We start from the raw sequence: 17,330 nt of genomic DNA, 5'->3' as shown, positions 1-17,330 counted from the left end.
GAGAAGTGAACATGTTAATGCAGCTGAAAAGAATGTCATTGGTCGTTGCCGCCGCTGCGGTCATAGCGGGTTGTCATACGACCAATCCATACACTGGTGAGAAGGAAGTCAGTAAAACCACTGCATACGGTGGCATTGGTGCAGTTACCGGTGCTGTCATTGGCGGTTTGGTCGGTGGCGGCGAAGGGGCTCTGGAGGGCGCTGCGATTGGTGCTGCAGCCGGAGCTGGCTATGGTTATTACACGGACAGGCAGGAAGCAGCGCTCAGAAAAGAGTTGCTGGGAACCGGTGTTCAGGTACAACGGGATGGAGATAACCTCAAGTTAATCATGCCCTCTAACATCACATTTGATACCAATAAGTCAGCGATCAAGTCCAGTTTCTATCCTGTTCTGGGTTCTGTTGCCAAAGTTGTCAAGGAGTTCGACAAGAATCTGGTTGACATAGTTGGCTATACCGACAGCACCGGGACTAACAAGATTAACCTGCCTCTCTCCGAGGATCGGGCCAGGAGTGTGGCGGATTATCTGATATATCAAGGGGTTTCCGGGTCACGCGTTACCTATTCTGGTGCGGGAGCCTCAGATCCTATTGGCAATAACAACACCATGCAGGGTCGTGCGCTGAACAGAAGGGTAGAGATAAATTTGATACCGGATCCCAAACATCAATAAATATTGAAAAGCCAGCCAGTGTGCCGAAACTGTTCTGAGATAAGCGTTCGTCGGCCTCACTGGCTCCTTTACGGGCTGGCAGACAGATTATCCTGCCATCGTTTGGCTCGTCTCATAGTGTGAGGCTTCCGTGGCTGCTTGTTCTTGCTTGGGTATTACTCGATAGCTTCTGCTTTCTTTCTGGCTGGTGGGGCAGGGATGGGAGCCACGAGAACAAAAGATGCAGCAGTCCCCTCTCTGGGGAGTCATCAGGTTTTTACAGCTTCTGCATTCATAGAGATAAACGCAAGCATCCAGTGGCATGGTTTCAGTTTCGGAATGGCCGCAGCAGTTACAGGTAACCGTTGACTTGGTATTAAGATGAAGTTTCATTGTCAATTTCTCTGCTTTTGTTATTTTCTTCAGGGCGTAATAATCCAATGTCGACACAGTTTCTCCTTACTTGAATGATTGTTCATAAATGTTAAGCAAGAAGTGTGACAATTATGTGTTGCCTCGAATGATTAAGAGATTATTCGCGGTCGTGTTCAGGAAGATGTGTAGCAGGATAAACAAACGACAGTGAGATGAGATATTTGATTTGCATAAATGACGGGAGAGACATTTTGTCTCCCCCGAACAAAAGGCAGAGTCAGGCTTTTTCGGCAGCAGCCTGAATAGCGGTGAGGGCAATGGTGTAGACAATATCGTCCACCAGAGCACCGCGGGAGAGGTCGTTGACCGGCTTGTTCAGACCCTGAAGCATTGGACCTACACTGATGACATTGGCACTACGCTGTACAGCTTTGTAGGTAGTATTGCCCGTATTGAGGTCCGGGAATACGAAGACAGTTGCACGACCAGCAACGTCTGAGTCGGGCGCCTTGCTCTTGGCAACAGATTCGACGGACGCAGCGTCGTACTGCAGTGGACCGTCAACCACCAGATCAGGGCGCTTCTCACGAACCAGCTGGGTAGCATCGCGAACACGCTCAACGTCTGCACCAATGCCGGAAGAGCCTGTAGAGTAGCTGATCATCGCGATGCGCGGCTCAATGCCAAAGGCTCTGGCGGAGTCGGCACTCTGAATGGCAATGTTAGCCAAAGCTTCTGCGTCAGGGTTTGGATTAACGGCGCAGTCACCGTACACCAGAACCTGATCAGGCAGCAACATAAAGAAGATGGAAGATACCAGTCCACCGGCGTCTTTTTTCGGCTTGATCAGCTGGAAAGCCGGACGGATGGTGTTGGCCGTAGTGTGGACAGCGCCGGAAACCAGGCCATCCACTTCGTCCGTGGCCAGCATCATGGTACCCAGAACAACGGTATCTTCCAGCTGAGCTTCTGCCATAGGAGCATTCAGGCCTTTATGCTTGCGCAGTTCGACCATGGGCTCAATGTAACGCTGACTGATACTCCTGGGGTCCATAATAATCAGCCCTTCTGGCAGATCAAAACCGTTGTCACGAGCCACCTGTTCAATGACTTCGCGATTACCCAGCAGGATACACTCGGCAATGCCGCGTTCCTGACAGATGATGGCAGCCTGAATGGTTCTTGGCTCATCACCTTCTGGCAGAACAATGCGTTTGCGAGCTGCTTTTGCCTGTTGCACCAGACTGTAGCGAAATGCCGGAGGCGAAAGACGACGCTCTGTCAGACCTCCGCAGTGCTGCTTGAACCAGTTGTTATTAAGATTCTCGGCGATGGTGTTCATCACTTTTTCAATACGCTCCATGTCGTCCAGAGGCAGCTCGTCACTCATGCGATCCAGACGGGTAGCGGTCGTATAAGAGTCATCTTCAGTCATCAGGACTGGCAGACCGGTAGAGAATGCTTTGGCACAGAGCTCCTGAACAGCCTTGGACATTCTGATTCCGCTGGTGAGTAACAATCCGGGCAGGGGAACACCGTTGGAGGCTGCCATAGAGGTTGCCAGAACAATATCATCACGGTCACCGGCAGTAATGATCAGATTACCGGGCTTCAGGTATTGGATCATGTTACTGGGAGTTCTGGCACTCAGTGTGTAGGAATTAACACGACGCTGGGCAATGTCACCTTCGTTAATGACTTCACAACCCAGATGGCGGGCAATGTCCAGAGTGCGGTGTGAACTCAGCTGTGGATCGTAGCTGATGTAACCCAGGGGCAAGAAGCTCTTGCGAGTAAACTCGGGCAAGGGTCTGAATTGTTGATCTTCAGTCAGTTGCTCAACCAGCTCTTTATCCAGTTTGTTCAGGATATAACCGATGACACTGGGGTTTTTGATGCCACCAAAACTGTCGGCAGCAATTTCCAGTTTATCTGCAACATCTTCCAGAGAGTCCTTGCCTTTTTCTGAAACCAGAATAATATCGGCGTTCAATGTTCTGGCCATATCGCTGTTAAGGCGGTTGGCATAAGGCATGTCACGGGTGGGAACCAGGCCTTCGACTACGACCACTTCAGCCCCTTCGGAAGCATCGTCGAATAGAGCGACAATCTCTTCCATAATCTCATCACCTTTATTGTCTCCCAGCAGGTTTTCAACCCTTTGGGTGGTAATCGGTGTCGGTGGCTCATGGTCCATAATACGCTGAGCCAGTCGTGTAGAACGCTCAGGTCCTTTATCCGTCGTATGCAACTGGGCAATGGGCTTAAAGAATTTTACCCTCAGGCCCAGAGTGTCGAGTGCCCGCACCAGACCCAGGGAGACTGAAGTCAGGCCGACTCCATATCGGGTTGGGGCCAGAAAAAACGTACGCATAATGCAGCTCCAGAAATGTTCGCAAGCAAGTCAAACATGGGGTCTTCAGGCAGACCCCAGGTTGAATCAGGCGATCAGGGCCTGAGTGTCACGGGAAATCATTAGCTCTTCGTTGGTGGTCACGACCATTGCAATCGTTGAGCCTTCCTCGGTAATAACACCGCTTCTGCCCCGGAAAGTTTCATCATTGAGCTTGTTGTCTACCTTGAAGCCGAAAATGCTCAGGCGTTCAATAACGTTCTTGCGAATGACGCTGGAGTTCTCTCCGATACCGCCAGTGAATACCAGGGCATCAATCTTACCCATGGCGGCAGCAAAACCCGCTACTTTTTCAGCCAGAACATGGCAGAAAACGTCCAGGGTCAGTTGCGCACGTTCATTGCCTTGAGCTGCAGCGTCTTCAATAACACGACAGTCGCTGTCCATTTCAGACAGGCCCAGTAGACCGCTCTTCTTATTCAGCAGGTCGGTGGCTTCTTCCAGGGTGTAGCCCAGAGTTTTGTTCAGGAAGTTGAAGAGGTTGGGGTCAACATCACCGGAACGGGTGCCCATAACCAGACCTTCCAGAGGTGTCAGGCCCATAGTGGTATCAATGGACTTGCCATTCTTGATCGCACAGGCAGAGGCTCCGTTACCCAGATGAGCTACCACGAGATTGCTGTCATTGATATCCAGACCCAGCATGTCGGCAGCAGCCTGACCGACATAGCGATAGCTGGTTCCATGAAAGCCGTAACGACGAACACCGTGTTCTTTGTACAGGCTGTATGGAATCGGGTAGAGGTAAGCTTCGGCTGGCATGGTCTGATGGAATGCAGTGTCAAAAACAACAACATTGGGCAGGCCCGGGAAAATTTTCTGGGCGGCACGGATACCTGCAAGGTTGGCTGGGCTATGCAGAGGAGCCAGCTTGGTGCCGTCTTCAATCGCCTGCAGAACCTCATCTGTGACCAGACAGGACTTGGAGAACTTCTCTCCACCGTGAACAACGCGGTGACCAATGGCGGAGATGCCTTCTACCAGACCTTCTTCACGCAGGAGGCCCATGAGTGCTTCCAAAGCTGCTTCGTGTGCAGCCAGTCCGAGCGCCTGAGAGCCTTTCTCGCCCTTGACCTTCCAGCGCAGAACCGCTTCGCTGCTGTCCAGGCGTTCAGCGATGCCGTTGATTTTCTCTTCTTCCGTTGTCGGGTTAATCACTGCGAATTTGAGGGATGAGCTGCCGCAGTTGATGACCAGAATGCTGTCTTTGCTCATTGAAATAGTACCTAGCAGAATACTTGCAATGGGAGGCTGACCGATTGACTCCGGTCAGTCTCCTGAAGGGGTGTGTGTCAACAGTAGTTTGACTCTGTGTGCCGAAGCACCCTGAGTTCAATACTGAAGGAACTGTTTGCATCATGGTGGCCCGCAGGACAGATATTCGAAAACCAGGGATGAATAAAAATGCTTTGCAATTCACCAGACGAATATCGACTCATAATACGGGCAACGTTATAAAAGTTTCGATTATAACCATTGATGCAGGTCAGTGGACTGCGTAAAGATGCGTATTCAGATACTATTTTTGAATGCCTCTATCGGAATTTCTACAGTCCGGGGAAAGGTATTCCGCAGATAGGAAAATCATATTGTTAGAATCTGTTCAGGGCACAAAGGTAATTTAGCCTTTTATCCCGGATACTCAAGCCCCGTCCATTTCTTGGTCGCTTCAGGCAACATCTGAATCCAGGTCACCAGTTGTTCCTGATAGAGATAAGCGCCAGCGACTCCAACAAGCATCAATGAGATGGGAAGATAAATGCCCAGTGCACGTGTCAGATTGGCTGGTGGTAACGGCGGCTCCCCATAGTTGTTTTTTCCTTCTGTGCCCGGTCCGATACTGAGCCAGAAAAGCAGCAGAATATTGACCACTGGAATGACCAGAAACAGCCACAGCCAGCCGCTTCGATCCATATCGTGAAGTCGGGTAATGACCAGATAAAGTGTAAGCATGATTGCCAGACTGTGAATGCCCAGAACCATTGACACAGTCTGCTGAATAGTCAGGGCTGCTCCAATCAGCATTGGTAAATAATCAGGGAGCAGGAAGGCAACAGCTTCTACAGCTACGACCAGCCAACTCATGGCCAGGTAGCGGGTTCGTCCGATGCGTCTTATCAGCCGCAATGGCTCATTACTATTTTGTCGGGGTGCTCTGGACAGCGGGGTCTCGGCAAAGATAGATGAGCTGTTTTCTTCAGTGGGTGGTAATGTTTTTGAGCCATCCAGGGTCATAATCCGGCATTGTCCACCGGCCTTTCTAATGGCTTCTTCGTATTTGCGGGCTTCTTTCCTGGTGACAGGCTTTCGAACCGCGTAGGGCTTGCCTGAAAAAAGGCGGCCAATGCGCTGCGCATCGGCATTGAACAAACGGGCCAGATTATTTTTGACTTCAGCTTCGGAAAAGCCAGGAAGAATCTGCCCTTTGAATATGACTTTATAATCTTTGCGCTTCATAACTGGATCCCCCGAGCTTTGGAAACACCTGTTCGGGGTGTCACCACTCAGGGCGTCTTATCGGCAGATATGCCGGAAACGCAAGGTTGTTAATCCTTAGAAGGGACGGACTACAACCAGAATTACAATAGCCACCAGAAGCAGAACCGGCACTTCATTAAAAATACGGTAGAATTTGTCTGACTTAGTGTTGGCATCATTGGCAAACTTTTTCAGGAACGCGCCACACATGTGGTGATAGCCAATCAGCAGAACCACCAATGCCAGCTTGGCGTGCATCCAGCCACTGCTCATATAATAGGACGGGTTGAAACGGAGTAACCAGATACCCAGCACCAGAGTGGCGATCATGGACGGCAGGGCAATCCCACGGTAAAGCTTGCGCTCCATGATCTTGAATCGTTCATTACTGACCTGATCTTCGCTCATGGCGTGATAAACAAAGAGTCTTGGCAGGTAGAAAAGGGCTGCAAACCAACAGACCATGGCGATAATATGAAAGGCTTTAACCCAGAGCATGCGCGAGATCCTTGATTTTTGATTACTGATAGCGGATAGAGAGTAGCGGAAAAGACGCCAGAGTTCGATATCCGGGTGCAAGGGTGAGTGAATTCCTGAGTATTGTAAACCGGCTAGGTTGTGTTATGAACGTTGTTTTGTTGAAACCCTGCTGTTAGAGTGACTCGCTGTCTTAAACAGTCTTTGCATGCTGGTGAGAGCTTGCGGGATATTTATCGTAGTCTTGGGCCAAATAGCATCATCTTTTAGCAAATCGCCGTAAACCCTCGACAAGGCGGGGAGTGTCACAAAGAATATTTGCAGAAGCGAGTCTTGAAAGAGCTTTTATAAATATTTATTCTATTATTTTAAATAAATATTCTATTTTTAAGGCGTTGTATCCATGATCAAGGTAGGCATTGTTGGTGGTACCGGCTATACCGGAGCAGAGTTGCTGCGTCTTTTGGCGATTCATCCCGACGTTGAAGTAACGGTGATTACTTCAAGAAAAGAGGCAGGCAAGCCCGTCAGTGAGCTATATCCAGGGCTTAGAGGCAAGATGGATATTGTCTATTCACAGCCAGACGATGATGTCTTGGCCACCTGTGATCTTGTGTTCTTCGCAACGCCCAACGGAATTGCCATGAATTCCGTGCCCAAACTGTTGGACAAAGGTGTGAAAGTCGTGGATCTGGCTGCTGATTTTCGTCTGGCCAGTGCTACTGACTGGAAGCAATGGTATGGTATTGATCATGCCTGTCCCGAACTGCTGGCAGAAGCGGTCTATGGTTTGCCAGAAATGAATCGGGAGTCCATTAAAACTGCGCAGTTGGTGGCTAATCCGGGCTGTTATCCGACAGCTGCACAGCTGGGTCTGTTGCCATTGATGGAAAATGCTCTGGTAGAAGGCAGTGTTATTATAGATGCCAAGTCAGGAGTCAGCGGCGCTGGTCGTGAAGCCAAAGTGGCCAGTTTGTTGTGCGAAGTTTCGGAGTCATTCAAGGCGTACGGTGTGCCAGGCCACAGACACCTGCCAGAAATCAGACAGGGAATAGGCAGAATGGGAGGGCAGGGTTACAGGGGCGAGCTGGTTTTTGTGCCCCACCTTGTCCCCATGATCAGGGGGATTCATGCAACGTCCTATGTTTCGGTAAAAGATCACTCCATTGATCTTCAGGCGTTGTATGAAAACAAGTTCAGTCATGAACCTTTTGTTGATGTTTTGCCTGCAGGCAGTCATCCGGAAACCCGTTCAGTCAAATCCTGTAATCAGTGCCGCATTTCCGTTCATCGTCCTCTGGACGGCGATACCGTAGTTATTCTGTCGGTCATAGATAATCTGGTGAAGGGGGCGGCAGGTCAGGCCATTCAGAACATGAATATCATGTGCGAACTGAATGAAACAGCAGGCCTTGATGCGCCTGCTTTGATGCCTTGATATTTTTTTGTGAGCCTGTTCGGGTTGTCGATGCTCCATCCTTGCCTGGCAGGTTGCATAGACTGAGCGTTATTTTTGGTCAAAGGACACTTCAGCTTGAGGGGTAGACATCAAAAGAGCAAGTATACTGGGTAATGGCTTCTTCAAGTCTTTCATGCGTCGGCACTGCTCGGTTCGCAAATCATTACGACTTTTGTAATTTCGCTTAGAATAATTGTGCTATATTCTGCGACCTTTAATGATCTACCGACTGATCTGGCATATCCATGGAAAAACTGTTTGAAAAGCTGCTCTATTCTGTCCGTTGGCTTCTTGCGCCAATTTACATCGGCTTGAGTCTTGTCCTGATCGCTTTATTGATTGAGTTTTTTCAGAGTGTTACTAACCTGCTGCTCGACGTTTCTAATATGAATGAGACGCAGGTAATACTCAAGGTGCTTACGCTAGTTGATTTAGCTCTGGTTGGGGGCCTGATCGTTATGGTTATGTATGCCGGTTATGAAAATTTTGTTTCTAAAATAGACCTGGATGAGAGTTCTGAGAAGCTCAGCTGGTTAGGTAAAATGGATACCAGCTCACTTAAGGCCAAGGTTGCTGCCTCCATTGTAGCCATCTCCTCAATCCACTTGCTCAAAATGTTTATGAATACAGTTAATATCCCAAATGACAAGTTGATGTGGGCGGCGCTGATACATCTGACCTTTGTTGCCTCAGCGTTCTTTATGGGCCTGCTCGATCTCCTGCTTTACAGAAAAGAGAAAGAAATTAATACCTCGCTCTAACGCTCTCTTACTCAGAGGTTAATCCTGTTCTCAGGCTGACTCATTCCGGTGAGCCAGCTATGACTGATATTCTTTCTATTCTTGTATTCTTAACCTGTCCAATGCCTGAAGTATGGACTGATGGAGCGTGCACCAGAAGACCTTGCTGTGATACTGGTGGCTCAGGACAGCGTTCTGGATTTGCAGATTATTCCCGGACCTTGGTGTTATGACAGTTGTTCCAGCAGATCCGGTCTTATTCTGGCCATTTTATAGGTGCTGCTGTACTGGCCTCTGCGGAAGCAGTCAAAGCGCGACGTCCCTTCAATTTCAAACCCGTACTTTTTATACAGGGCGATTGCCTGTTTGTTTTCTGTGAAAACACCCAGTTCAATGCGAACAATATTCAGCCAGTGATCACAAAGCTGTATCATCTCGTCAACCAGTTCTGATCCTATTCCCTGTCCCTGAAAATCAGGATGTACGCTGATGCCAAAAGTAGCGACGTGTTTTTTACGTGGCTTGCTGGACATAAGAATGCCGAGATGACCTGCAACCTTGCCATTTACCTCTGCAATCAGTTGAACGGATTCATTGCTTCGGGATTGGAACAGCTGTTTCCAGTGGTCGGAGTGGTTATAGGGGATCTGGGAGGTGTTTTCTGCCAAATCCTCATATTCAAACATTTCTGCAATGTGGGGTAAGTCTCTGTCTTCCTGATGTCGTATTTTTATTTTCATGATCACTACTTCTCTGCTATAACTTCAAAACTGCAGTATTCTCTACCCAAATGTTCGATGCAAGTTATATGGCTGGGTGCTTTTCTCGAGGTGGCTGGTGTGAGCCTGGGTGTGGGAATAAGTAGCAAAGTTCAACAAAACTGTCTGTCTGGGAATTTTGGTATCTGTTTTACAAGGCTGCATGCCCTCTGATAGCGGTCTTCCAGTCGCAGGTTTTGGTGCGGAATAAGGAATCAAGGTAACGGTTATGAGAAATAATCATGCAGGTTGTCTCTATATCAATGTTGCCGGGGTTGTATCTGCTGATTTTCACGATATCTTTAATCGTGTTGTACTCATTGCTTCTGTAGCTATTTGAGATACAATTAGCTTAGCTTTAAGTTATGCCTTATATTTATGTCTTGCGTTTCGAAGTTCCATAGTTGTAGATCTTCCTGATAAATCATAAGTAGTAGCGACGCTTTCAGCTAAGCGGTCATGTTGTGTGACCACCCTATTTTTGTTCAATTTCAGGAATTGATTATGTCTGCTTCTACCGGAACAGTTAAATGGTTCAACGAGTCCAAAGGTTACGGCTTTATCAGCCAGGACTCTGGTCCGGACGTATTTGCTCACTTCAGAGCTATCGTCGGTACTGGTTTCAAAACTCTGGTCGAAGGCCAGCGTGTTAAGTTCGAGGTGACTCAGGGCGCCAAAGGCCCTCAGGCTGAGAACATTGAAGTAATCGACTGATTACTCTTCACGACCCTTCGGGCAGTGAACAAAAAAGGCAGCGCTTTGCGCTGCCTTCTTTCGTCTAGACGAACTCTTTGATGATTCTGGCTACCAGCATGATCAAAATCAGTATGATGGCTATTTTTGACAGTTTTGACTGTTTCTCCCGACTCATGGGTTTGCCGAACCGCTGTGTTGCCATGACCACTACGGCTAGCGCAATAAAGAGTAGAAACAGTATCTTCAATAATTCCATGGTTATCATTCACTGATGGGTATCGAGCTCGTCTGCCCGCCTGAGAGTCTGGTAACCTGCCCAGACTCTGGTCATGGTTGTCAGGATACAGGTTACAGCAAAAAATGCAGCCAGAATCGGGAAATACTGGGGAAACAGGCAGAAGACCACAAAAATGGCAATGGTCTCTGTACCTTCTGCCAGACCATTCAGGTAATAGAAGGATTTGTTGCTAAAGTCAGGGTCTGAGAGACCTCTCTTCTGAGCCATAATCGCATAGCCCAGAAAGCTGGAGCCCGTTCCGACGAAAGTAAAGATCAGCAGGCTGGCCATCAGGGCATTTTTTTCAGGATCGGCAAAGGCAAAGCCAAGCACGATGGCCGAATAAAAGATGAAGTCCAGGGTTATATCCAGATAGCCACCGGCATCTGAGGTTTGTGTTATTCTTGCCAGAGCACCGTCGAGCCCATCCATCAGACGATTGCAAAGAATGGCAACCAGAGCAGGCAAATAGAGTTCAAATGCCAGCAATGGCAGGGCTGTTAATCCGACCAGGAAACCAGTCAGAGTAATCTGGTCAGCCCGGACACCTGCTTTTTTCAGTGGGCGGGCAAGAAGATTCAGAGGCGATCTGATCCAGAGAGAAGTCCAGCGGTCAAGCATCAGGGTTTCAGGCAGTCTTTAGTCACAGCCGGTTATCATACCCTGATCGTGCCATAGGAGTCGAAACGTTACTGTTTTAAGCAGCCGGGAAAGTGGCTTTTGCATAGTCCAGCGGATTCTATTTGTAAGTATCTGATTAGGTGCTTATATAAGTACCTAACCAGTTAGTTTCGCATATTCTGGACGGCGGCTTTTTCCATCCTTCTGCGTTCCAACTCTGGTTGCGTAGCTATGGCTACGCGCCCGTCGTTGCGCCTTGAAGGATGAAAAAATCCACTCGCCAGAATATGCGAAACCAACTGGCCAGGTACTTAACATTAGGTTGTCGGGAGCTTGCCGGGATTGTCCCTGAAAGCATAAATTTTGCCCGGAAAGTTCATTATGCCGCTTTTTTATCAGGATAAATGAGATGCCAGATTCTCTTTCTATCAAGCCGCCGGGTAGTATGAAGGTGGTGCGTGATGATCCCGCCAGAGAGCGCAAAATCAGGCTTTTTCTGGTATTGGCCTTTGTTCTGGCTACGGGACTTTCTTATTATCTTGGGGGACGGATTTCCGATACCGAGGCAGCCAGACTGAGGCAGGAAAGCTTAGATCTAAGGAATCAGTTGCAAGACTTGTTGGGGGTAGAGGAGTCTCTCAGGCAGAAATTGGTTATTCTGGAAAGAACCAGTAAGGTGGACCGCGAGGCGGCAAACAGCATTCGTAGTGTTATACGGGATCTGGAAGATGAAAAAGCTCTGCTGAGCAAGGATCTAGCATTTTACAAGAGTATTCTTGCTCCGGAAGACAGTGCTGAAGGCATCAGGCTCTATGCATTTGATCTGCTGCAGGGTGAGGAGAAAAATCAGTATCGCTTCAGAATGGTGGTCTCTCAGGTGGCCAGAGACAACCCGTTTCTCAAAGGAACTCTGAATGTCTTTGTCAAAGGGGTGAAAGATGGTAAGAAAGAGTCTCTGTCCCTGATGGAACTGGCCGGAATGGAAAAGTCCCAGGCACTTGGGTTCCGTTATTTTCAGTCTTTCCCTGAAAACCGTGACTATATCAATCTGACGCTTCCCGACGGGTTCAAGCCCGAGAAAGTGATGGTCAGCATTAAAGTCAAAAGTGGTGCAGTGCGAAGCCTGACCAATATTCTGGACTGGCAGGAAGAGCTGGAAGGCGATGTGAAAAACGGACTGACCGAAAGTGGTTAAGTCGCCTGAGTAGTTGACTGCTTTACTGGGTTACTTGGATAATGGACGCAGCATATTAATACAGTTATACGTGCAGAGACCGTAAGAGCAGGACTCTGAGAGTATACAGAGATAGGGTTTGCCTGTGGCGATCAGGTAGCACGGGAGGATAAATGAGCGCAGTAGTTGAAACGGTAATGCCGGACCCGATCGAACTGACGGATAATGCCGCTGAGAAAGTCAATCGGCTCATGGAAGATGAAGATAACAAGTGCCTGAGGCTTCGTGTCTATGTCACTGGTGGTGGATGTTCGGGCTTTCAGTATGGTTTCAAGTTTGATGATCAACTGGCAGACGACGATACCCTGGTCAGAAAGCAGGGAGCTGAAATGGTCGTGGATTCACTGAGCTACCAGTATCTGGTCGGTGCTGAAGTCGATTACGAAGAGGGACTGGAAGGCTCCCGATTCCTGGTGAAAAATCCTAATGCAACCGCCACGTGTGGCTGCGGTTCTTCTTTTTCTATCTGAATACTCTTTTTGCCGGGCGCCAGCGCCCGGATATTCCTGTTAAGTAGCTGCTCATGCCCTCATCCTTTCAGCCCTGCCATTTGTTTGGCCAGCAGGGCAATGCTGTCAGACAAGTACTCTCTGAAGCGTCAGTAGTCCGTAACTTGAAAGTCGTCGTAACGCGTTGAATTCAGAGGCTATTATACTGATAGGTATATTAATGCATATATGGATGGTGTGTGATGGCAGATCTCTCAGGTCCTCAGGGAAGCGATGGGCCCTTATATTCGTCTTCACCTGTTAAGAATAACTGGAAAACTACCGTCAAAGCACTGCTGGGAGGCATACTGAGAAAAATCAGAAAAGCTGGCCCCCATGGGCTTCCTTCCTTGAAGACTGAGCAAGCGAAAAGTAAGCAACCAGATCCTAAGCCTCCTACAGACCTTAAGTCGAGAGTGGCAGCGAAAGCTGAAAGCAAGATTTTCATTCAGGTACTCCCTCTGCAGGGTCAATCCATTTCGGCCCCCATTCCAACGCCTGGATCTCCAGAGAGCCCCTCTTCAGTGAACGGCCAACAGGAGCGGAGTGGGAATGAAGTTGAATCGAATCGACGCAGCAATAAGAAGGCGCCACCAGTGGCACCCAGAAGAAGTAAATCATTACCGAGGCAGCCTCCTCAGGTTAAAGAGCCGACCGATGAGCTTGTTCAGAGCAAGCAACAAGAGCAACCAGATGTGAAAGAAAGGCCAGTACCTACCCCTCGGACGAGAAGAAAAAACAGCGGGGACTTGAGCGGCTCTCTGAGTAGAGCTCCGCAGCCAAAACCACGTAACCAGGGCAAAGAGGCACTTGCCGGAAATGAAAAGCCTGGACAGGCTAATATCTATGATGTACCCGGTAGACTAAAAAAAGAACCAGAATACGATGTCCCTGCTAACCGGAAGAGAAGCACTGAATATGATGTACCCGGTAATCTGAAAACAAAACAGGAGTATAATGTGCCTGCTAATCGCAAGCGAAGCCCTGAATATGATGTACCTGCAAATCTGAAAGCAAAACCAGAATATGATGTGCCTGTTAATCGGATGAAAAGTACAGACTATGATATACCCAGAGACCTGAAAGTATCTTCAGATTACGATGTCCCCAAAAGTTTGAACTTCAAATCATCACCCCAGCATGCAAGTGATCCGGAAAGAGTCCGTTCGGATTCCATAGACCCATCTACTGGCGAAAATATATACCAATCGATTAATGATGAAGAGTTTGAGCTGGAGATGCTTGAATTAGAGCTGGAGTTGGAAGATGTCTCTCAGAATCTCGGTGATGCTTACGACTTTCAACCACTGTTCAATGATTCTGTTTGGCTTGATGAGCAAATGTTTTCTCTGATTAAAACCTTTAAGAGTCAGAGACCCCCGAAGTCAAATCTACTCAAGTGGGCTGCTCACATGAAACAGGAACGATCACTGATGCAACTGTATAGCAATGGTTTTGATAAGTTTAGAAAGTCTATTCGGTCTTTAATGAGTAAAGGGTTAACCTCTATTCAGGACAGGGACAAGTTGAGAAGTAGTGTCGATAAAATTAACAAAATTCTTACTCCGGCATTAATCGCCGAATACGGTGCTGAAGAAGCCAGAAAACGACTCTTGAAAGCTCCGGAAGGTTAATAGAAATCACGATTTTTCTTCAGCCTTAGTCTGGTCGAACAATTTTATCCATTGTCAGCGGTATTTATCAAGCCGGGAATATAGCCCCAAGGACCCGTTCGCCAGCAGCTCCTGTCACGGCAGGAAGGTTGCCAGGCTTTCCTGACAGTGTCTGTCTGGCCAGCCAGGCAAAGGCTACTGCTTCTACCCATTCAGGTGCTATGCCCAGAGAGGTTGTGGTTGCAACGGACAAAGGGTCAAGCTCATCTTCAATCAGTTTCATCAATTGCTTATTGTTGGCACCCCCACCACAAACCAGAAGTTCTTTGGCTGAGGGAGCGTATTGGCAGATATCCAGGGCAATGGTTTTTGCTGTCAGTAAAGTGAGTGTGGCCGCCACGTTTTGAGGTTGCAGGCCAGAAAAATTTCTCAGGTGAGACTCCAGCCAGCCCGGGTTGAAGCGTTCCCTGCCAGTGCTCTTGGGCGGCACTTCAGAAAAGTAGCTGTCATTCAGCATCGCATTCAGCAGTTGGTCATCCACGCTTCCTGATGAGGCCCATTGGCCATTGGCATCAAATTTCTGGTTGAGGTGCTGTTGGCACCAATAATCGATCAGAACGTTACCCGGACCGGTGTCAAAGCCTATGACAGCTTTCTTATGGTCTGCAGGTAACAAGCTGATATTGGACATACCGCCAATATTCAATATGACTCTGTCCAATACAGGGTTGCTGAAAACAGCGTGATGGAAGGCAGGAACAAGGGGAGCTCCCTGTCCACCTGCCGCAACATCTCGACGTCTGAAGTCGGCGACAACAGTAATCCCTGATAGTTCAGCAATCAGACCAGGGTCACCAATCTGCAGAGTGAAACCTTTTTCCGGGCGGTGGCGGATCGTTTGTCCATGGCTGCCAATGGCAGAAATCTGGTTTGAATCAACATTGGCCTGTTCCAGGAGTCGCCTGACGGCATCAGCCGATTCCCGGGCAAAAGCGGGCTCAGCCAGCGCCATTCGTTCAATTTCATCAGGACCAGGTAGTGTCAGGGCAAGAAGCTGTTCTCTGAGATTTTCAGGGAGCGGATGGGATAATGCCTGCAGCTGTCGACAGTTTCCTGATGGTGAGTGCCTGGATATCGAGTCCTCAAATTCAACCAGAACTGCGTCAATGGCATCAAGGCTGGTGCCTGACATCAGGCCGATAAAGTATTCAGGCATATCTCTGATAATCCATCATGCCCTCCCTGGAGGCTATCGTTGTTATTTCGACTCTTTCTCGTTTCTGGCCAGCATAGTTGTACCGTGCTTTTCCAGCTGGGCCATGGTTTTATTGGCAAAAGCCATAAAACGTGCCTTCTCGGCTTTGGGGATCGGTGAGGCATTAGGCAGCTTGACGGTAACGGGGTTTCTGTGAACACCATTGACCCGGAACTCGTAATGAAGGTGCGGGCCTGTAGCCCAGCCAGTCTGGCCCACATAGCCAATGGTCTGTCCCTGTTTAACCTGGCTACCTTTCTTGAATCTTTTATTTACACGACTCTGGTGGGCATAAACGGTAACAATATTATGAGGGTGCTGGATAAAGACAACATTGCCAAAACCATTCTTCCAGCCAATAAATTGAATCTTACCATCACCCGCTGCCTTGATGGGAGTGCCAGTGGGCGCTGCATAGTCTGTCCCGTTGTGAGGGCGCTTGGTTTTGAAAATTGGATGAAGGCGGTTAGGATTAAAGCTTGAACTGATCCGGGTGAAGTTCACAGGCGTTCGCAGGAATGCCTTTTTCATACTTTTGCCATCCGGAGAGTAGTAATTGCTGTCACCATGACTGCTGGTGTAACGAATGGCGGTAAAGGCTTCACCCTGGTTAATAAATGTTGCTGCGAGTATATTGCCATCACCCAGCTTCTCGTTATCCAAATATTTTTCTTCGTACATCACGTTGAAACTGTCACCGCTGCGAATATCCAGCGCGAAATCAATGTCCCAACCAAATATGCCCGCCAGCTCCATGGTCATCTTCTCGCTCAGACCAGCATTCTGGCTCGCCAGGAAAAGAGAGTTTTTGATTGAGGCTTGAGCAAAGGCAATACGCACTTCAGGCTCGAGGATTATCTTCTTACCGACGTAGCCATTCCCCTGTCTTTCATAGAGGATGCTTTCAAGTTTATTCTGGACATAGCGCAGCCGGGTCAGAACTCCTTTGCTGTTGACCCGGTATTCAAACGCCTGTCCGGGGAGGATATCGGTCAGGTTTTTGCCCAGTTTCGGAGTTCTGGAGACTTCATAGACAGTTTTGGCACTCAAACCCATATCATCAAACAAAGTTGAGAGATTATCGCCGGACTCGATAGTGATACTTCTTCGGGGGCCTAGAGCAGCTTCTTCCTTGGCCAGTCGCTCGGCTTTTTCTCTGGCCTCACGTTGCTCTCCCGTCTCTTCAGGAACCGTTTCTTCAGGCGCAGCTTTCTCCTCAAGAGCCAATTCCTTTAGTTTTTCTTTGGGGGATGAAGATTGAAATTCGTCAATAAGCAGTTCGGTTTCTGAGCGTTTGGCCTCAACTTGTGGAGACGGCAGCAAGCCAATAACAGTCATCACCGTAGCTGCGACACCGGTTACCAGTAACAGGTGTCTTTTAGGAAAACTCTTGATGCCGCCGGGTTGCTTGCGCGTGGCACCTCTGGGGGGAAGTTTGGTCATTGCACGTATTTACTGTTGAATTACTGTTTCAGGTGCCTGCCACTTTTATGGTTCGGATCAGACAGTATTTCAAATAGCTCGTAGCTGTTTGGTTAAAGTTTTGTGAAGAATATATATGAATTATATATCTAAACGCTACATAATGAATTGATATATAGCTATAAACGAATTGTAAATGTTTTGTTGGCGGGCGTCAGGAAACCGACTCTGGCCCAAAACTCTATATATTATTAGTTGAAAGCTACCGATCTGCCCTGTTCTGTTTGTGGTTTTTTCTAAAGTAAGGTAACTAAACCGCTCTCTAAGTTAATTAATGTAATTAAACCGATTTTTCCGGCTTTGTTCTTAAG

At 48.3% G+C, this 17,330-nt stretch carries 17 protein-coding genes; 7 read left to right on the top strand and 10 right to left on the bottom strand.

Annotation, left to right across the window (positions count from 1 at the left end; all coding sequences use genetic code 11):
• Positions 1–11 precede the first annotated feature (11 nt).
• Positions 12–674, top strand: a complete 663-nt coding sequence (locus ACO6V5_RS13045; protein WP_422132627.1) for an OmpA family protein — start codon at positions 12–14, stop codon at positions 672–674.
• 87 nt (positions 675–761) lie between these two features.
• Here ACO6V5_RS13045 and ACO6V5_RS13040 read toward each other — a convergent pair whose 3' ends face one another.
• The 5 genes from ACO6V5_RS13040 to hemJ all read right to left on the bottom strand — a co-directional run bounded on the left by ACO6V5_RS13040 (position 762) and on the right by hemJ (position 6,417).
• On the bottom strand, positions 762–1,046 hold the full coding sequence (locus ACO6V5_RS13040) for a GDCCVxC domain-containing (seleno)protein (protein ID WP_422137076.1): 285 nt from the start codon (positions 1,044–1,046) through the stop codon (positions 762–764).
• A 259-nt stretch (positions 1,047–1,305) separates the two neighbouring features.
• Positions 1,306–3,402, bottom strand: a complete 2,097-nt coding sequence (gene pta, locus ACO6V5_RS13035; RefSeq protein ID WP_422132628.1) for a phosphate acetyltransferase — start codon at positions 3,400–3,402, stop codon at positions 1,306–1,308.
• A gap of 66 nt (positions 3,403–3,468) precedes the next feature.
• Positions 3,469–4,656, bottom strand: a complete 1,188-nt coding sequence (locus tag ACO6V5_RS13030; RefSeq protein WP_422132629.1) for an acetate kinase — start codon at positions 4,654–4,656, stop codon at positions 3,469–3,471.
• A gap of 414 nt (positions 4,657–5,070) precedes the next feature.
• Positions 5,071–5,898, bottom strand: a complete 828-nt coding sequence (locus ACO6V5_RS13025) for a DUF805 domain-containing protein (protein ID WP_422413732.1) — start codon at positions 5,896–5,898, stop codon at positions 5,071–5,073.
• A 96-nt stretch (positions 5,899–5,994) separates the two neighbouring features.
• Positions 5,995–6,417, bottom strand: a complete 423-nt coding sequence (gene hemJ, locus ACO6V5_RS13020; protein ID WP_422132631.1) for a protoporphyrinogen oxidase HemJ — start codon at positions 6,415–6,417, stop codon at positions 5,995–5,997.
• Between the two features lie 382 nt (positions 6,418–6,799).
• Between hemJ and argC the strand changes: the two genes are divergently transcribed.
• Positions 6,800–7,834 carry an N-acetyl-gamma-glutamyl-phosphate reductase gene (argC, locus tag ACO6V5_RS13015; RefSeq protein WP_422137287.1) on the top strand — a complete coding sequence of 345 codons (1,035 nt, stop codon included), beginning with the start codon at positions 6,800–6,802 and terminating at the stop codon, positions 7,832–7,834.
• A gap of 266 nt (positions 7,835–8,100) precedes the next feature.
• Positions 8,101–8,616: a TIGR00645 family protein gene (locus ACO6V5_RS13010; RefSeq protein WP_422132633.1), complete on the top strand. Its 516-nt coding sequence runs from the start codon at positions 8,101–8,103 to the stop codon at positions 8,614–8,616.
• 206 nt (positions 8,617–8,822) lie between these two features.
• On the opposite strand, the gene ACO6V5_RS13005 is transcribed toward ACO6V5_RS13010, so the two are convergent.
• Entirely contained in the window at positions 8,823–9,335 is a 513-nt protein-coding gene (locus tag ACO6V5_RS13005) for a GNAT family N-acetyltransferase (RefSeq protein ID WP_422132634.1), read from the bottom strand.
• Between the two features lie 522 nt (positions 9,336–9,857).
• Between ACO6V5_RS13005 and ACO6V5_RS13000 the strand changes: the two genes are divergently transcribed.
• Complete coding sequence (locus ACO6V5_RS13000) at positions 9,858–10,067, top strand: cold-shock protein (RefSeq protein ID WP_034832746.1); 210 nt, start codon at positions 9,858–9,860, stop codon at positions 10,065–10,067.
• 64 nt (positions 10,068–10,131) lie between these two features.
• Here the strand turns inward: ACO6V5_RS13000 and ACO6V5_RS12995 are convergent, their stop codons facing one another.
• Both ACO6V5_RS12995 and ACO6V5_RS12990 read right to left on the bottom strand, forming a co-directional pair.
• Positions 10,132–10,305 carry a hypothetical protein gene (locus ACO6V5_RS12995; protein ID WP_422132635.1) on the bottom strand — a complete coding sequence of 58 codons (174 nt, stop codon included), beginning with the start codon at positions 10,303–10,305 and terminating at the stop codon, positions 10,132–10,134.
• Positions 10,306–10,314: 9 nt separating this feature from the next.
• A complete protein-coding gene (locus ACO6V5_RS12990; RefSeq protein WP_422132636.1) occupies positions 10,315–10,947 on the bottom strand; it encodes a CDP-alcohol phosphatidyltransferase family protein in 633 nt (210 codons plus the stop codon).
• 409 nt (positions 10,948–11,356) lie between these two features.
• Here ACO6V5_RS12990 and ACO6V5_RS12985 point away from each other — a divergent pair, with 409 nt between their 5' ends.
• The 3 genes from ACO6V5_RS12985 to ACO6V5_RS12975 all read left to right on the top strand — a co-directional run bounded on the left by ACO6V5_RS12985 (position 11,357) and on the right by ACO6V5_RS12975 (position 14,303).
• Positions 11,357–12,142: a DUF6776 family protein gene (locus ACO6V5_RS12985; RefSeq protein ID WP_422132637.1), complete on the top strand. Its 786-nt coding sequence runs from the start codon at positions 11,357–11,359 to the stop codon at positions 12,140–12,142.
• 152 nt (positions 12,143–12,294) lie between these two features.
• Complete coding sequence (erpA, locus tag ACO6V5_RS12980) at positions 12,295–12,651, top strand: iron-sulfur cluster insertion protein ErpA (protein ID WP_422132638.1); 357 nt, start codon at positions 12,295–12,297, stop codon at positions 12,649–12,651.
• A 221-nt stretch (positions 12,652–12,872) separates the two neighbouring features.
• Positions 12,873–14,303, top strand: a complete 1,431-nt coding sequence (locus tag ACO6V5_RS12975; protein ID WP_422411332.1) for a hypothetical protein — start codon at positions 12,873–12,875, stop codon at positions 14,301–14,303.
• A gap of 67 nt (positions 14,304–14,370) precedes the next feature.
• On the opposite strand, the gene ACO6V5_RS12970 is transcribed toward ACO6V5_RS12975, so the two are convergent.
• Positions 14,371–15,498: an anhydro-N-acetylmuramic acid kinase gene (locus tag ACO6V5_RS12970; RefSeq protein WP_422132640.1), complete on the bottom strand. Its 1,128-nt coding sequence runs from the start codon at positions 15,496–15,498 to the stop codon at positions 14,371–14,373.
• 42 nt (positions 15,499–15,540) lie between these two features.
• On the bottom strand, positions 15,541–16,980 hold the full coding sequence (locus tag ACO6V5_RS12965; RefSeq protein ID WP_422132641.1) for an OapA family protein: 1,440 nt from the start codon (positions 16,978–16,980) through the stop codon (positions 15,541–15,543).
• Positions 16,981–17,330 lie beyond the last annotated feature (350 nt).

The organism is Endozoicomonas sp. ALD068, from assembly GCF_049310145.1.
Taxonomy (GTDB): Bacteria; Pseudomonadota; Gammaproteobacteria; order Pseudomonadales; family Endozoicomonadaceae; genus Endozoicomonas_A.
The sequence above is the reverse complement of the archived record's forward strand: the minus strand, read 5'-3'. Positions and strand labels throughout refer to the sequence as shown.

Coding starts and splice junctions, on each gene's coding strand:
- ACO6V5_RS13045 (WP_422132627.1), top strand. CDS start 12: ATGTTAATGCAGCTGAAAAGAATGTCATTGGTCGTTGCCGCCGCTGCG.
- ACO6V5_RS13040 (WP_422137076.1), bottom strand. CDS start 1,046: ATGAAACTTCATCTTAATACCAAGTCAACGGTTACCTGTAACTGCTGC.
- pta (WP_422132628.1), bottom strand. CDS start 3,402: ATGCGTACGTTTTTTCTGGCCCCAACCCGATATGGAGTCGGCCTGACT.
- ACO6V5_RS13030 (WP_422132629.1), bottom strand. CDS start 4,656: ATGAGCAAAGACAGCATTCTGGTCATCAACTGCGGCAGCTCATCCCTC.
- ACO6V5_RS13025 (WP_422413732.1), bottom strand. CDS start 5,898: ATGAAGCGCAAAGATTATAAAGTCATATTCAAAGGGCAGATTCTTCCT.
- hemJ (WP_422132631.1), bottom strand. CDS start 6,417: ATGCTCTGGGTTAAAGCCTTTCATATTATCGCCATGGTCTGTTGGTTT.
- argC (WP_422137287.1), top strand. CDS start 6,800: ATGATCAAGGTAGGCATTGTTGGTGGTACCGGCTATACCGGAGCAGAG.
- ACO6V5_RS13010 (WP_422132633.1), top strand. CDS start 8,101: ATGGAAAAACTGTTTGAAAAGCTGCTCTATTCTGTCCGTTGGCTTCTT.
- ACO6V5_RS13005 (WP_422132634.1), bottom strand. CDS start 9,335: ATGAAAATAAAAATACGACATCAGGAAGACAGAGACTTACCCCACATT.
- ACO6V5_RS13000 (WP_034832746.1), top strand. CDS start 9,858: ATGTCTGCTTCTACCGGAACAGTTAAATGGTTCAACGAGTCCAAAGGT.
- ACO6V5_RS12995 (WP_422132635.1), bottom strand. CDS start 10,305: ATGGAATTATTGAAGATACTGTTTCTACTCTTTATTGCGCTAGCCGTA.
- ACO6V5_RS12990 (WP_422132636.1), bottom strand. CDS start 10,947: ATGCTTGACCGCTGGACTTCTCTCTGGATCAGATCGCCTCTGAATCTT.
- ACO6V5_RS12985 (WP_422132637.1), top strand. CDS start 11,357: ATGCCAGATTCTCTTTCTATCAAGCCGCCGGGTAGTATGAAGGTGGTG.
- erpA (WP_422132638.1), top strand. CDS start 12,295: ATGAGCGCAGTAGTTGAAACGGTAATGCCGGACCCGATCGAACTGACG.
- ACO6V5_RS12975 (WP_422411332.1), top strand. CDS start 12,873: ATGGCAGATCTCTCAGGTCCTCAGGGAAGCGATGGGCCCTTATATTCG.
- ACO6V5_RS12970 (WP_422132640.1), bottom strand. CDS start 15,498: ATGCCTGAATACTTTATCGGCCTGATGTCAGGCACCAGCCTTGATGCC.
- ACO6V5_RS12965 (WP_422132641.1), bottom strand. CDS start 16,980: ATGACCAAACTTCCCCCCAGAGGTGCCACGCGCAAGCAACCCGGCGGC.